Annotated in this window: 16 protein-coding genes; 6 read left to right on the top strand and 10 right to left on the bottom strand. The window is 39.6% G+C overall.

The features are described from left to right. Positions 1-53: 53 nt before the first annotated feature. Positions 54-845, bottom strand: a complete 792-nt coding sequence (locus ACFE6N_RS14220; RefSeq protein ID WP_378937485.1) for a hypothetical protein — start codon at positions 843-845, stop codon at positions 54-56. Positions 846-1,239: 394 nt separating this feature from the next. Here ACFE6N_RS14220 and ACFE6N_RS14215 point away from each other — a divergent pair, with 394 nt between their 5' ends. From ACFE6N_RS14215 to ACFE6N_RS14195, 5 genes are all read left to right on the top strand, one after another. Then, the gene (locus tag ACFE6N_RS14215) at positions 1,240-1,653 is read left to right on the top strand and encodes a response regulator transcription factor (protein WP_378937483.1); all 414 of its coding nucleotides are present in this window, start codon (positions 1,240-1,242) and stop codon (positions 1,651-1,653) included. A 106-nt stretch (positions 1,654-1,759) separates the two neighbouring features. Then, a complete protein-coding gene (locus ACFE6N_RS14210; RefSeq protein WP_378937481.1) occupies positions 1,760-2,302 on the top strand; it encodes a DUF4199 domain-containing protein in 543 nt (180 codons plus the stop codon). A gap of 174 nt (positions 2,303-2,476) precedes the next feature. Continuing rightward, positions 2,477-3,016, top strand: coding sequence for a GNAT family N-acetyltransferase (locus tag ACFE6N_RS14205; RefSeq protein ID WP_378937479.1), 540 nt, complete (start codon positions 2,477-2,479; stop codon positions 3,014-3,016). A 60-nt stretch (positions 3,017-3,076) separates the two neighbouring features. Then, entirely contained in the window at positions 3,077-3,475 is a 399-nt protein-coding gene (locus ACFE6N_RS14200; RefSeq protein WP_378937477.1) for an META domain-containing protein, read from the top strand. Positions 3,476-3,549: 74 nt separating this feature from the next. After that, positions 3,550-4,473, top strand: coding sequence for a YihY/virulence factor BrkB family protein (locus ACFE6N_RS14195; RefSeq protein ID WP_090982579.1), 924 nt, complete (start codon positions 3,550-3,552; stop codon positions 4,471-4,473). Between the two features lie 6 nt (positions 4,474-4,479). Here ACFE6N_RS14195 and ACFE6N_RS14190 read toward each other — a convergent pair whose 3' ends face one another. From ACFE6N_RS14190 to ACFE6N_RS14175, 4 genes are all read right to left on the bottom strand, one after another. Beyond that, entirely contained in the window at positions 4,480-4,914 is a 435-nt protein-coding gene (locus ACFE6N_RS14190; RefSeq protein WP_378937645.1) for a MarR family winged helix-turn-helix transcriptional regulator, read from the bottom strand. A 323-nt stretch (positions 4,915-5,237) separates the two neighbouring features. After that, positions 5,238-5,657, bottom strand: coding sequence for an organic hydroperoxide resistance protein (locus tag ACFE6N_RS14185; RefSeq protein ID WP_378937475.1), 420 nt, complete (start codon positions 5,655-5,657; stop codon positions 5,238-5,240). A 189-nt stretch (positions 5,658-5,846) separates the two neighbouring features. Then, entirely contained in the window at positions 5,847-6,437 is a 591-nt protein-coding gene (locus tag ACFE6N_RS14180) for a porin family protein (protein ID WP_145856328.1), read from the bottom strand. Positions 6,438-6,449: 12 nt separating this feature from the next. After that, entirely contained in the window at positions 6,450-6,746 is a 297-nt protein-coding gene (locus tag ACFE6N_RS14175) for a hypothetical protein (RefSeq protein WP_293741823.1), read from the bottom strand. 129 nt (positions 6,747-6,875) lie between these two features. On the opposite strand from ACFE6N_RS14175, the gene ACFE6N_RS14170 reads away from it, so the two are divergent. Beyond that, positions 6,876-8,030 carry a tetratricopeptide repeat protein gene (locus ACFE6N_RS14170; protein WP_378937472.1) on the top strand — a complete coding sequence of 385 codons (1,155 nt, stop codon included), beginning with the start codon at positions 6,876-6,878 and terminating at the stop codon, positions 8,028-8,030. Here ACFE6N_RS14170 and ACFE6N_RS14165 read toward each other — a convergent pair. From ACFE6N_RS14165 to ACFE6N_RS14145, 5 genes are all read right to left on the bottom strand, one after another. Then, the gene (locus tag ACFE6N_RS14165; RefSeq protein ID WP_378937470.1) at positions 8,027-8,488 is read right to left on the bottom strand and encodes a DUF4268 domain-containing protein; all 462 of its coding nucleotides are present in this window, start codon (positions 8,486-8,488) and stop codon (positions 8,027-8,029) included. The genes ACFE6N_RS14170 and ACFE6N_RS14165 overlap by 4 nt on opposite strands. A gap of 170 nt (positions 8,489-8,658) precedes the next feature. Next, positions 8,659-11,301 (bottom strand): family 78 glycoside hydrolase catalytic domain, encoded by a 2,643-nt coding sequence (locus tag ACFE6N_RS14160; RefSeq protein WP_378937468.1) that lies wholly within the window; start codon positions 11,299-11,301, stop codon positions 8,659-8,661. A 144-nt stretch (positions 11,302-11,445) separates the two neighbouring features. Then, a complete protein-coding gene (locus tag ACFE6N_RS14155) occupies positions 11,446-12,030 on the bottom strand; it encodes a riboflavin synthase (protein ID WP_378937466.1) in 585 nt (194 codons plus the stop codon). Positions 12,031-12,287: 257 nt separating this feature from the next. Beyond that, the gene (gene accC / locus ACFE6N_RS14150; protein ID WP_378937464.1) at positions 12,288-13,799 is read right to left on the bottom strand and encodes an acetyl-CoA carboxylase biotin carboxylase subunit; all 1,512 of its coding nucleotides are present in this window, start codon (positions 13,797-13,799) and stop codon (positions 12,288-12,290) included. Between the two features lie 63 nt (positions 13,800-13,862). Continuing rightward, positions 13,863-14,888, bottom strand: coding sequence for a threonine aldolase family protein (locus ACFE6N_RS14145; protein WP_378937462.1), 1,026 nt, complete (start codon positions 14,886-14,888; stop codon positions 13,863-13,865). Between the last annotated feature and the right edge of the window lie 35 nt (positions 14,889-14,923).

Genomic DNA, 14,923 nt, shown 5'->3' with positions numbered 1-14,923 from the left:
TTCGATTGGAGTTAAAAGTACATTTATAATAATTGTTAATAATCTATAAAATCTTAACGTTTAAACTCACTAATATCTACAATACGGTCATCATCGGCATTTTTCTTTAAAAACGATGTTCCGTTAGCATTTTTCACCCAGGTATAATCGCTCTGGATATTGCCAACAAGGGTTTCAGGTTGGTTTGTCAACGCTGCTGGCAAAGGCAGATTAAAAGTTTCTCCAGTTGCTGTATTTACCTGGTACAGAGAATTAGCGGTTAAAAACACCAACGTTGTTTTATCGCTCGAGTACATAAAGAATTTACCCTGGATTCGCTCATCCTCTTTTTGACGCTTGATCGGGTAAACCCTTGAATTAATGGTGGTGATAAAAAAATCGTTGTTCACCAACCAATTGCTTCTGGTTAATTCTTCCAGGCCTTTAGTATATTTTTTATCTTCAGCACCTTTTGATGGCTTGTCCAGGCTCACCACCTCTGTTTTTCCGCCATTTACATAAATGACATAAAAAGGATTCATTTTATCCTTTCCATTATCACTCTGAACCAATACCGCTGTTCTTTGCGTATTGATAAAAGATGCAACCTTAAATTTCTTTACTTCAGCGTTTGGCGCATCATCTACAATGATAGCTGTATCTTTAGATTTGATGCTGAAACGATCGTCAGTGGCTAGTTTTCCGGAGTCAGTTTTTACGATGGTTAATATGTCTGTTTTTGATTTCGGGAATACATTAAAATCATCACTTGCCGCAAATGCGCGTGCTTTAAAGATTTTTTCAGAATTTCCTCCGCAGCCGAATAAAACAACGGATAATAAGAGTGCATAAAGCGTAATTTTCATGGTTTAACTATTTATATTTTGCGCTAATTTAAAACCTTTATTGCTTTCTATTACAAAATCACCAGAAAATTACCTGGTTCAACTACTGGCTCGGTATTGTAATTGTTGTCAGACCTTCCAGCCGCTAACCAGGAAATGGCGTTAGGATCAAAAAACAACATGATCTGAGGAGCAAATGGCTGGCAGTATCCCACCAATTTCGTAAAAACACTGCAGATTAATACATTATCCTGATCACCTCTTCCATCCCCCTCTTTAATCTAACACACTTTCACCTGCCTAGTTAAAACTAAATTTCCTACTTTAGATAAACGATTATTAACCAATGCGCGGCTCAACAAATTTTCTAACCAAAAATAAAAGTGTCATACTATATGGGTTATTTTTGGCTATAATGCTCTGTTTATTAAAATGGTTGGAGCTTAGGTTTATCGTGATCAATCATGCCTTTGAAATCTATGCAGGCGCTATTGCAGTTATTTTTACAGGCTTAGGCATTTGGCTGGCGTTAAAATTAACAAAACCTAAAACCATTCTGATCGAAAAAGAAGTCTTGTCTGAAAAACCGGAAACATTTGTCATTAATGAAAAAGAAATAATCAGGCTAAATATCAGCAAAAGAGAACTGGAAGTTTTACAATTGATGTCGGAGGGATTGAGCAATCAGGAAATAGCAGAGCGCCTTTTTGTTTCATTGAATACCATTAAAGCACATAATGCCAGGCTTTTTGGAAAACTAGAAGTAAAACGCAGAACCCAGGCTATAGAAATAGCTAAAAAACTCGGCCTTATCCCACAATCCCGTTAATACTTTGGCATGAAAAATTATGTTGATTTGAAAATCACCCTAAAGTATGAAGGCGGGAACAACTATTTGGGCCAATTTTGTGGCATAAACCCATAATAATTGAAACATGAAAAAAAATGTAATGGTATTCGGATTAGTTGCAGGCGTAATTGTATCGGTGTTAATGGTACTCTCGATGATGAGATGTTATAACGACCCTAACCTGGAGCACAGCATGCTCATCGGTTATGCTTCGATGTTGTTGGCTTTCTCTTTTATTTTTGTTGGAATCAAAAACTACCGGGATAAGTGCAACGACGGGTTGATTACTTTCGGCAAAGCCTTTAAAATAGGTGCGCTGATCAGTTTAATAGCCTCAACTATATACGTTGTTGTTTGGCTTGTTGATTATTATTTATTTATGCCTGATTTTATGGCTAAATATGTTGCTCAAGCATTAAGGGAAGCCAAAACTAATGGTGCATCGGCATTAGAATTAGCAAAATTGAGCAAAGAATTGGCTTTTAATCAGGAAATGTATAAAAATCCGGTTATGGTTGTACTCTTTACCTATATGGAAATATTGCCTGTCGGGGTGCTGACTTCACTGGTGGCCGCATTAATACTGAGAAAAAAGCCAATCAACACGGTGAAAACCCAGGCGGTTTAGACGAGCGTTACCTTCTGCCCTCTTCGTTTTACATCCGCGGGACCATCACACACATATACCACGCCGATTTAGCAAATTAACGCAGATCTATTCCATCATCCCTCTTCCATATTAAATCTTATCATATTAAACTTAAATACTTTATGTTAATTTTGATCAATTGAGATCTACAGTATGAAGATTTTTGCCGAAACCGAACGTTTAATTTTACGCGAACTCATGCCTGCCGATGCTGAAGGTATGTTTGAATTGAACAGCGACCCTGACGTTCACCGGTATCTCGGTAATAAACCCGTAACGTCAATTGAGCAAAGTATAGCAGAAATTGAGTTTATCAGAAAACAATATGTAGAAAATGGTATTGGGAGATGGGCTGTTATCGAAAAAACATCGGGCAATTTTCTAGGGTGGTCAGGCTTAAAACTGATTACAGAAACTACAAACAACCATATCAATTATTACGATCTGGGCTATCGGTTCAGCAAACGGTTTTGGGGAAAGGGATATGCCACAGAAACAGCAATGGCCGTGATAGACTATGGATTTACTGAACTAAAATTGAATGAGATTATTGGTATTGCAGACATTAATAACCTGGGATCTATCTATGTGCTCGAAAAAGTTGGTTTAAAGCGCGTATCTGTTTTCGATTATGATGGTACAAAACACGTCTGGATGAAAATTGAAAATCAGCCTGGCTTGATTAAAAGATGATTTTATCTTTTATTGGTTTAGTTTTTGATGATAAAAAGTAAATGATATAAACTTTTTGTTATGAAAAACCTTATTTACTGCGGCATTTTGATCTTATTACTTAGTTCTTGCAAAGAAAAATTAGATCCGGCAAAATTCACCAATACCAAATGGGAATTAATCTCGCTGCCAGGATTAACTTTGCCTTCAAACGCAAAAGCAACACTCAACTTTGCAGACAGCCTTAAATTTAGCGGAAAATCATTTTGCAACAGTTATGGCGGACAAGGCGAAATTACTGATCATAAAATAAACGTTAAAAATGTTTTTAGCACAAAAATGTTCTGCCAGGAAACTGACGCTGCTGAACGTGCTTACTTACATGCCCTTAACCAGGTGAATAACGCCAAAATAACTGATGATAAGCTACAGTTGTTAAATGGTGATAAAACGCTAACGGTTTTCACCAAAACCAACTAGAATCTTTACAATGATAAAAAGGCTGAATAAAGTATTTTTACTATTTTCGGCCTTTTGAGTTTAACGCAGGAGCAATGCCATTGATGATACTAGATCTGAAGTTTTTTTTCTCTACCATAAGAAAAGCATTTAATTTATTTCAGCAGAATGATCCCTTGCGATTGGCCGGCGCGACTGCATTTTTTACCAATTTCGCTTTACCCCCAATATTGATCATCCTGATCAGGCTTTTCGGCATGTTTACCGATAGGAGGTTACTGGCTACACACCTTTTTGAACGTTTGGCGAATATCCTGGACAATGAAAGCATATTACAGATCCGAAACACCCTAAAAAATATCCGGGGGATTGATCAGGCCTGGTATGTTACCTTGTTTAGTTTTATATTTTTTCTTTTTGTAGCCACCACATTATTTAATGTGATCAAAAACTCCCTGGAACAAATCTGGAACATTGGTCAGAAAGATAAAAAGGGAATTATTAATACCCTTAAATCGAGAGCCATATCCGTTACCATTATTTTGTTGGCCGGAATATTATTTTTTATAGGCCTGTTGGCTGATAGTGTGCAGGCCTACATAGGTGCTTTTCTTAAAAATGGAGCGCCATCTTTTGGATTAATTTTAACCTCAATTATTAATCAATTGGTTTTTGTAATTATCGTAACTACCTGGTTTACCATCCTTTTCAGGTATTTAACCAATGGTAGACCTACCTGGCGGGCGGCTATCTCAGGAGGCTTGTTAACCGGATGCCTGTTCACCGCCGGAAAGTATATCTTAAGGATTTTATTGCCGCTAAGCAACATCAGTAATATTTACGGGTCGGCGGGATCGATTATTGTTATTATGCTTTTTGTATTCTACTCTTCCCTGATATTCTATTTTGGGGCTTCATTTATAAAAGCATTAAGTGTTGGACGCGCCACCCCTATTGTACCAAAAAACGGGTCTTTCGCCTATGAGCTGACCGAGGTTGGATTGAAAAAGGAACATTAAATACCATTATACAACCAGATTTTGAATCAGTTTATCAAGCAGGCTTTTGAGTTGAATACTTTCTTCTAAGCTAATCCCCAACTGCTCTCCAAGTTGAGCGCGTAAAGCTGGTGCTTTTTCTTTCAACGCTATTCCCTTTTCTGTGAGCGATATAACGATGCTTCTCTCATCCTTTAAAGATCTGACACGCGCTACAAGACCAGTTTCCTGCATCCGCTTAAGCAACGGGGTTAAGGTATTTGATTGCAGCATTAATTTTTCTGAAAGCAAGCTTAAGTTAACAGCGTCATTTTCCCACAATACCATTAAAACCAGGTATTGCGGATAGGTTATACCTAAGGTATCCAGCACAGGCTGGTAACATTTGGTTACTAACCTCGAGGCAGCATAAAGCGGAAAACACAACTGATTCTCCAGTTTTAAAAACTCATCTATATCCATCACTTATTTTCTTTAATAATAAAATCTTCAGCTAAGTAAATCATTTTCTCTCATCCTAAAAACCTGAGTTCGATTATTTGCTTAATATAAATAGTCTATTTTTAAATGTTTATAATGACGATATCGTCATGCTGAATTTATTTCAGCATCTTTTATACGAGATAGACCCTGAAATAAATTCAGGGTGACGACCAGAAAATAAAAACGCCCATAAACATCTTCAGAACAGATTATTAATCGAGCTCAGGTTAAAAAATTTGCTTTGGAACACTGTAGTTGGAATGACACTCCACCTAACACTTGTTCCATGCTGGAGTCAATAATTAAATCACTTCCAGTTTAACATCAATATTACCACGCGTTGCATTAGAGTACGGACATATTTTATGTGCTTTCTCTACCAATTGTTGAGCCTGTGTAGTTTCTATTCCCGGAATCTGCACTTGCAACGAAACGCCTAATTTGAAGCCACCTTTTTCATCAGGATGTAGCGAAACACTTGCTTTAACTGAAGATGGTTGTTCAGGCTTAACTTTTTCCTGATGCATCACTAAGTTTAATGCACTATCAAAGCAAGCGGCATAACCCGCAGCAAAAAGCTGTTCCGGATTGGTATATTCCCCGCCATTACCACCCAGCTCTTTTGGCATTCTCACTTCAAGTTCCAGAACTCCGTTTTCACTTGTTATTTTTCCATTACGTCCGCCAGTTACCGTAGCGCTTGTTTCATATAACTTTTTCATATTATCTTTTTGATTTTAATCGCAAACGATTATATCGCTTACGATACAAATATAAACAACTATTTTAAAAAAAGCAAATTATTCCAGGAAACTGATATGGGCTTCTATTGGGGATCGAAGAAAAAAGTATCAGGCATAAAAAAGGTGTTTATTAGAAATAAACACCTTCCATTTTTTTAGATTGATTTTTTATAAAATTCTATAACCTAAACCGATTGTAAATAAATTCAGTTTAGTACCTGGATAACCAGCCTTATTAATTTTAGACAGTCCCAACTCGTAACGGGCATCAAAACTCAGCTTTTTAAGATCTAAACCTGCTCCAAATTGCCAGGCCAGGGCCTGATTTTTAAAGTCGGCACGGAAAACATTTCCTGCCGCCTGACCAAAGCTTTGGTTTTCATCTAATATCAGCGAGAACATGGGCCCCGTGTTTAAACGAAGTCCTACACCAGCTGCACCAAACTTTGTACCTACCAATAACGGCACATCTAAGCTGGTAAAGCGCACTTTGTTTACCTCTCCTGTTGCATCACTTACCAAATCGGCTTTTTTTCCTGACAGGTAAAGCTCAGGTTGAAAATAAACGCCTGCAGCACCTACCCTGGCCCAAAGGCCGCCATAAAAACCAGTACGGTTGTTGCTGTTAAAAGTGTTTTCACTATCAAATTTCGAAAAATTTGCACCAGCTTTAACACCCAGCTGGAACGATGGCAGTACCTGTGCGCTGGCAAATAAGCCAACCAGTAAAAAGGCAACAGTTAATGATAAAAATTTCATATACAATTAAATTTAGCTGGTGGCATTGTTAATGGCTTCCTGTTCTTTTAAAGAATCAATATTATTTTTATCACCAAAGTTTTGGGTTTTACCTGCAAAATAATCTAAAATTCCCGAAATAGTTTCTAAGTTATCAGCTAAGTTTTGATGAATTTCCGGCAAATCTTTTTCCAGACGGCTATCGCCCAATTCAATATTATCTACTTCAATCTTCGCAATTTTCTGAATAAGTGCCTGCTTAGAATTTTGCAAATCTTCCAATTCACGCACGATCTTCTCCATTAATTCAAACTTCTTTAAAGTATTCATAGGTTCTTATTTTAGTTAAACTATTCCTTATAAACCCCTTTGTATAGTTTTTGTTTTATTTCTCGATTTTTTACTCGCCGATTTGGAACTAACAAAAATAACTAATAATTTAGTTAAAAATCATCAGTCATGAAAAACCCATTTACGCTATTGGTCTTATTCATTTTAGCTTTAACAAGTTATGCACAGGATGCAAAAACGGTAGATAAGGAGAAGCTCTTCGACCTTTATCAAAACCAACGCTATGCAGATGCAGCGCAGTACCTGAAAAATACTTATGGAGATGAAGTAAATGATTTTAAAATCCTAAGCCAAATGGGTTATTGTTTTTTAATGGCTGGTAATAATGCAGAAGCAGAAAAATTTTATAGCAAGGCCAATACCGTACAGCCGCAGAACCTATCCATTCTTTTTAGTCTTGGTAACATTAATACTAAAAGAGGCAATACCGAAAAAGCCAAACTGTATTATGGCGAAATTGTAAAGATAGACAGCAGTAATTTCAATGTATATAAACTATTGGCCAATCTTTACAATTCTCCGCAAGATGACTCGCTCAAACTCAACTACCTTTTAAAAGCTAACTTTATTAATCCACTGGAAGGCGATGTTGCCGCTGACCTTGCTGAAATGCATACCAGCTATCAGCAATACGAAAAAGCTTATCAGGTGCTCAATATTGCCATTAACGGTGATAGTGATAACCTGGTACTTCAAAGAGCAAAACTGCCTATTGCCAACCAGCTGAAAAAATATGGTGAAGTGATTGCATCAGGTGAGAAATTATTGAAAGATAATGCAGATGCAGGAGTAATAAAGGACACCGCAAAAGCCTATTACTATACCAAAAAGTATCAAAAAGCGATAACGCTTTTTAAACAGCTGGAAGAGATAAAGATGGAGAACGAAGCTACCTTATACTACACATCATTAAGTTACCGGGCTTTAAAAGATTATCACCAGTCAGCACTTTATTCCCAGAAAACCATCGATGCGGCCATCTCGCCCAATACCTCCAGTTATTATGCCTTATTAGGATTGGTTTATGAAGAAAATAAACAATTTGCGCTGGCAGGCGCGGCTTATAAAAAAGGGTTGCAATTTAAAGCAACTCCCACATTGTATTATCGCCTGGCCGTATTCTATGACACCAGTTTAAAACAAGGCAAAAATGCACTCAACTACTATAATCTTTATATAAAAAGCAAGCCCAGTCCAACGGATGATAAAGAAGAGATTAAATTTTCAAAAAGCAGGATTGAACAACTCAAACTGACCAATTAAACCAGATCTTCGAACACAGGTTTTACGTTATCCCAAAATTCGTCCAGGGCGATTATTCGTGGTTTAAAAAAGGAAATTAAGGTTGGCCAATGTTGTTGATTAAAGATGCTCACCCCAGCGATGCTGATGGAAATCTTAGATACCGTTTTACCGAAATCATCGGTTGCGTCTTTAATCCATTCCCATTCCTCGTTCAATGTGTTGGTAAATAAACGTTTAAATTCTTCAAACTGTTCGAAAATAAGATGCCTGATATCGGGATCAGGATGAGAAAGCTGAATGCTGATGAAGGCTTTTTTGCCATCAACATCCATCTTAAAGAAAATGTTCTTCACACCGGTTTTATAGTTGGTCCAGTTTACTGTCGAACCGCTCGCTGATGGCACAGGCTTCATGTATTGCCCAAAACTGATCCAAAACTGTTGACGTAATTTCGCTGATTCCTCTTTACTGTACATTTATTTTTTTAGCATCTGATAAAGGCCTTATCATCGTTAACCTAAATCGTCATTCCCGCGCAGGCGGAATCTTAAAGCAAATGCATTAGGATTCCCACTCAAGTTGGGAATGACGACTTCCTGTAAAAAAATATTCACGATGTCTCCTTACAAAGCTGCAATATTAGCGATTAATATTTACTTTCAAAATGGTAAGTCCCGGAGCCGATCTCTTCTCTTTTTAGGGCACCAGGCAGTACAACGGTTGCGGAGGCATTGGCGGGAACTGTTACGTCCAGCTTAAAGTTTCCATTAGTTAAAGTCCAGGAAGATTTTATCGTTCCATACACCGTTTCCAGCGCTGCTGAAGCACTGGTTAACTTACCTCCAGGTCTGGGCGCAATCAAAATATCTTTATAGCCAGGCCTTGTAACAACCGGGTTGATGCCTGCTATGTTTTTATACATCCAATCGCCAATGGCGCCATAAGCATAATGGTTAAAAGAGTTCATATCTGCGGTTTGAAATGAGCCATCCGGTTTAATACCATCCCAACGTTCCCAGATGGTGGTAGCTCCCATTTTAACCGGATATAACCAGGAAGGATAACTTTCCTGCAATAATAAGTCATAAGCTACGTCTTCATGCCCAAAACGGCTCAGTACATGGCACAGGTATGGGGTACCTAAAAAACCCGTGGTGAGGTGGTTGCCGTAATCTTTTACATTATCCACCAATCTTTGCGCAGCCTGTGCGCGTAAGTTTTCGGGCAGCATATCGAATTGCAACGCTAAAACATATGCTGTTTGCGTAGCAGAAACCAATTTGCCGCTTGGTGTCATATTTTCTTTGAGGTAAGCCGCTTTAACCTGATCTAAAAGTGCCTGGTACTTCACTACATCTTCCGTTCTACCTAATACCTTTGCAGCATTAATCAGCAACTGGGTTGAATGTGCGTAAAATGTTTGGGCTATCATATACTTATCAGTCACTGCTGCACGACCATCGTTATCATCATTAGGCCGGTAAAATAACCAATCACCAAAGTGGAAGCCCGTATTCCAGAGGTTATTTTTTGCTACTGAAGAAATATAATCTACCCATTTTTTCATGCTGTTGTACTGTGTTTCCAGTATTCCTTTGTCGCCATATGATACATACATATCCCATGGAACAATGGTGGCTACATCAGCCCATCCGGCAGAACCGGCATCATTCTGTGTCAATACATTTGGTATCACAAAAGGTACACTACCATTGGGGAGCTGATCTGCAGCAACATCTTTTAGCCATTTGGTAAAAAAGCCCGATACATCCATATTATATGCGGCAGTTAAAGCAAACGCCTGGGCATCGCCGGTCCAGCCTAAACGTTCGTCTCTCTGCGGACAATCTGTTGGCAAATCAACAAAATTCCCTTTCTGCCCCCAGGTAATGTTGTGCTGCAACTGGTTTAGCAAAGGACTGGATGTGCTGAATTTTCCAGTGGTTTTCATGTCTGAATACACCGCTACCGCAGTAAGGTCGTCTAATCTCAGTTCGCCAGGGTATCCATCTACTTTAACATACCTAAAGCCCTGAAAGGAAAAATGCGGTTCGAATGTCTGCTCAGTTCCGCCCTTTAAGATATAATTATGCTGTTGCCTTGCTGTTCTCAGGTTAGTTGTATAAAAATTCCCTTCTTTGGTTAATACTTCAGCATGGCTGATGGAGATTTTTGTCCCCGCCGGGCCTTTCGCTTTCAGCATTACCCAGCCTACTAAATTCTGACCAAAATCAACAACAGTTTCACCTTTGGGTGTTTTAAATATTTTTAAGGCTTTAAATTCTTCATGTTTGGTTACCTGTGGTCCGCTCATTCCAACCAGTTTTTCAGGGCCAAAGGCTAATTCCTGTACCGGCTCCCAGTTCAGGTCTTCTTTAAAACCTGTATTATTCCAGCCTTGGCGTTCCAAACGGGCGTCATAAGTTTCACCGTCATAAATATTAGCGGCTAAAATGGGTCCGTAACTTGTTTTCCAGGTATTATCTGTTACGATGGTTTCTTTGCTCCCATCAGCAAATTCTACTTCCAGCTGCATTAACAAAGCCCTGGTGTCGCCATAAAATTGCTTCTGATGATTAAATCCGATACGCCCTTTGTACCAGCCATCGCCCAGCGAAACACCAATTACATTGCCACCTGTCTTCAGCGATTGTTTAACATCATAAACCTGATATTGAATATGATCTTTATAACTGGTCCAGCCTGGGGCAAAATACGCATTACCAACCCGATTGCCGTTAATACTCGCCTCATATAAGCCTTTGGCGGTAATGTAAACCAATGCAGATTTTACCCGTTTTTTAAGGTTAATTTCTTTTCTGAACAATGGGCTCGCTAACGAAGTATCTTTTCCGGCTACAGAGATCCATTTCGCCTGCCAATCTTCAGGTTTTAAACCGGTTTGAAAATATTGTACCGGCGACCATGCGGATGTGCTTCCGTGATTATCTTTTACCCTAACCTGCCAGTAATATCTGGTTTTCGATGACAGTTTTGGGCCGTCATAGGCAACCAGCACAGACTGGTCACTGCTTACCCCTGCTTTCCATAAAACTTTACCAATAGTGGCCGTTGTGCCCAGCCTGATTTCATAATTACGCTGTTTGGTATTTTTGATGTCCGAAATTATTTTCCAGCTGAATCTGGGTTTTGGATGATCAACACTTAAAGGATTTATTAAATGCTCTACCGTTAAATCTTTTACCGAAACTTTCTGACTGAAGGTATCCGTTGTAAATAAAAACAACAAGATAAGACTGGCAAAGGGTACAAATAAGTTTTTGTTCATATTGGTTAGCGTTAATTTTCAATCTTAACAATGCGATAATCAGCAATATTTTTAAACTAACCATCCTGCACTGTTATGAAAATAAACGCCGGCACAACGTCAATAAATTGACAGAACGAATTTTAAAAACTGAAAATAAACAGCTTACCGATTCATCAACCTGGCCACATACTTGCCGATAATATCAAACTCCAAATTTACCGTATCGCCTACATAAACTTCCTGTAAATTGGTATGTTCGAAAGTATAAGGGATGATAAATACTGAAAATTCGTTATCAGCTGAATTTACAACAGTTAAGCTGATCCCGTTTACACATGCTGAACCTTTTTCTACAGTTACATTTCCGGCGCCGGCATCATATTTAAAACGGTACTCCCAGCTGCCATCAAGTTCTTCGCGTTTCACACAAACCGCAGTCTGGTCTACGTGGCCCTGCACAATATGGCCATCTAAGCGGGCATTCATCTGCATACAACGCTCAAGGTTCACTTTACTACCCACTTTCAAACCACCTAAATTGGTTTTGTTAAGGGTTTCATCAATTGCGGTAACCGTATGCGTTCCATCATGTAAAGCCACAACGGTTAAACATACCCCGTTATGGGCTACGCTCTGGTCAATTTTCAGTTCATGGCTAATTGCCGATGATATGGTAAAGTGGATATTGGTATGATCGTTTTTAATGGCAGTAACCTCGCCAAGTGTTTCTATAATTCCTGTGAACATTTTGTTATTTATTTAAAGTCCGTTATTCCCGCGCAACTGTTCGTCATCTCGACTGGAGCGCAGTCCCGAACGTTCGGGAGAGAGATCTACCTGGATAAATTTCTCCACTGCATTACACTTCACTGCCGTTGACATATTACAATAACAAAGGTCGTCATTGCGAGGTACGAAGCAATCTTAATGCGTTCGCTACCAGCTAGAGGTGTAAGATTGCTTCGTCGGCTGAAAAAGCCTTCTCGCAATGACGATTCGTCTATTTAATATTTTAATCTATTTTTTCTCCAATCGGAGCTATTTTTAACTGCTGTACCTCCTAACCCCACTTCTTTTTCAGCAAACAGTTTTGCAGCGATTACAGCGGCAATCAGTGCTTCTGTTTCATCCTGTTTTTTTAAACTTTCTGCTTTAAAGTATTTACCTACAAAGTGTGTGTCAAAATTACCTGTTCTGAAAGCCTCGTGTTGCATTACAAATTTACCAAAACCCAAAGTAGTCTCTATCCCGGTAATATCATATTCTTCAATAGCCCTAATCATCCGCTCCATTGCTTCTCCTCTATCTTTGCCGTAAGTAACCAGTTTGGCAATCATCGGATCATAATAAATAGGGATTTCCATTCCCTGCTCAAAGCCATCATCTACCCTTACCCCGTTCCCTTTGGGTGTATTATAAGTTTGCAAAGTTCCGATATCAGGAAGGAAATTATTGGCCGGATCTTCAGCATAAACCCTCAGTTCGATGGCATGTCCGCTGATTTTTAAGTCATCCTGACTAAAACTCATTTTTTCTCCTGAAGCAATTTTGATCTGCTCTTTTACCAGATCTATGCCTGTAATCAGCTCCGTTACCGGATGTTCTACCTGCAAGCGGGTATTCATTTCGAGGAAAAAGAAGTCGAGGTTTTCATCAAGAATAAATTCGACTGTACCCGCTCCGGTATAATTTACAGAACGGGCAACATCTACCGCACATTGCCCCATTTTTTGCCTGATTTCTTCAGTTAACACAGATGAGGGGGCTTCTTCTACTACCTTCTGGTGTCGGCGCTGCACAGAACACTCCCGCTCAAATAAATGAACAATATTACCATGGCTATCGCCTAAAACCTGTATTTCAATGTGCCTCGGAGAGGTAACATAACGTTCGATAAAAACTGCGCCATCGCCAAATGCCGAAGTAGCTTCGCTTACGGCAAGCTGCATCTGTTCTTCAAAATCTTCAGCCCGCTCCACAATGCGCATTCCCTTACCGCCGCCTCCTGCAGCTGCTTTGATTAAGATCGGAAAACCAACTTCTATGGCACGTTGCTTTGCCTCATCTACCTCCTGAACGGCCTCTTCCGTTCCGGGAACCATCGGGATATTATATTTTAATGCTGCGGCTTTTGCAGCTAATTTATTGCCCATGGTTTCCATAGCCTGCGGCGAAGGACCAACCAGAACAAGGCCGGCATCAGCAACCATTTGTGCAAAACTGGCATTTTCTGATAAAAACCCATAACCCGGATGGATGGCCTCAGCGCCGGTTAGTTTACAGGCGTCTATAATCTTTTCCCCCACCAAATAACTCTGGTTAGAGGGCGCAGGGCCAATACATACGGCCTCATCGGCATAACGCACATGCAGCGCATTCCGGTCTGCTTCAGAATAAACAGCTACTGTTTTAACTCCCATTTCCTTTGCCGAACGCATAATACGCAAAGCGATTTCGCCACGGTTAGCGATTAGAAGTTTGGAGATTGGGGTTTGAAGTTTGGAGTTTTCGGACATTTGGGTTAGCATTTCATTAGACATATTGACTCAGGACTGAATACTTGCGACTTAGGACGCTATCTAAGACAAATGTAATATTATTTCAATTGCCTGATCAATCATTTCCGGAGTCAGATCAAGGTGAGTAACCAAACGGATGGTACTGTCGCTGGTGGTATTGCAATATAACCCTTTTTCCTTTAATTGGTGAACAACCTTCTCTGCCGATCCCTTTCCGACTTCAAAAATAACGATATTGGTTTCAACAGGCATTACCGATTTTACATATTTTGCGCAGGCCAGTGCATTGGCCAAGGCCTGCGCATGGGCATGATCCTCTTTTAACCGTGTTACATGATGATCGAGTGCATAAATACCTGCTGCCGCTAGAAAACCCGCCTGGCGCATGCCCCCACCAAAAGCCTTCCTGATTTTTCGCGCTTTATGGATCATTTGTTTAGTACCTAACAATACCGAACCCACTGGTGCACCGAGTCCTTTAGATAAACAAACTGAAATCCCGTCAAAATATTTACCGTATTCGCTGGCCTGATCGCCGGTAGCCATGAGTGCATTAAAAACACGGGCACCATCCAAATGTAGCTTTAATCCTTTTATGTTACAGAGGTGATGAATGGGTGCAATTTGCGATAAGGTATAACAACTTCCGCCACCTTTATTTACTGTATTTTCCAAAACAACCAAACTGGATGTAGGATAATGGATATTGTCTTCATTAATTTCAGGCTCGATCAGCTCCGGTGTCAGAATTCCACGTTCACCGTAAAGTAGCCTGACCGATGCGCCAGAGTGAAAAGCAATGCCTCCGATTTCATAGCGGTAAACATGTGCAGTCTGATCACAAATGACCTCATCCATCGGCTGTGTAAAACACTTGATGGCAATCTGGTTGGTCATCGTTCCGGATGGGCAGAAAAGCCCGGCTTCCATATTAAAAATCGAGGCCAATTTCGTCTCCAAAGCATGCACCGTTTCATCTTCACCAAAAACGTCATCGCCTACTTTTGCATTCATCATGGCATCCAACATTCCGGCAGTTGGCCTGGTCACCGTATCACTCCTAAAATCTAAAAAACGCTTGTTCATCTGGCTATCTTATTGTAAAATATTGTTGACGTTAA

Origin of the sequence: Pedobacter sp. BG31 (genome assembly GCF_042464845.1) — a bacterium.
GTDB lineage: Bacteria > Bacteroidota > Bacteroidia > Sphingobacteriales > Sphingobacteriaceae > Pedobacter > Pedobacter suwonensis.
Note: the sequence above shows the minus strand (reverse complement) of the source record. Positions and strands in the feature narration are given on the sequence as shown.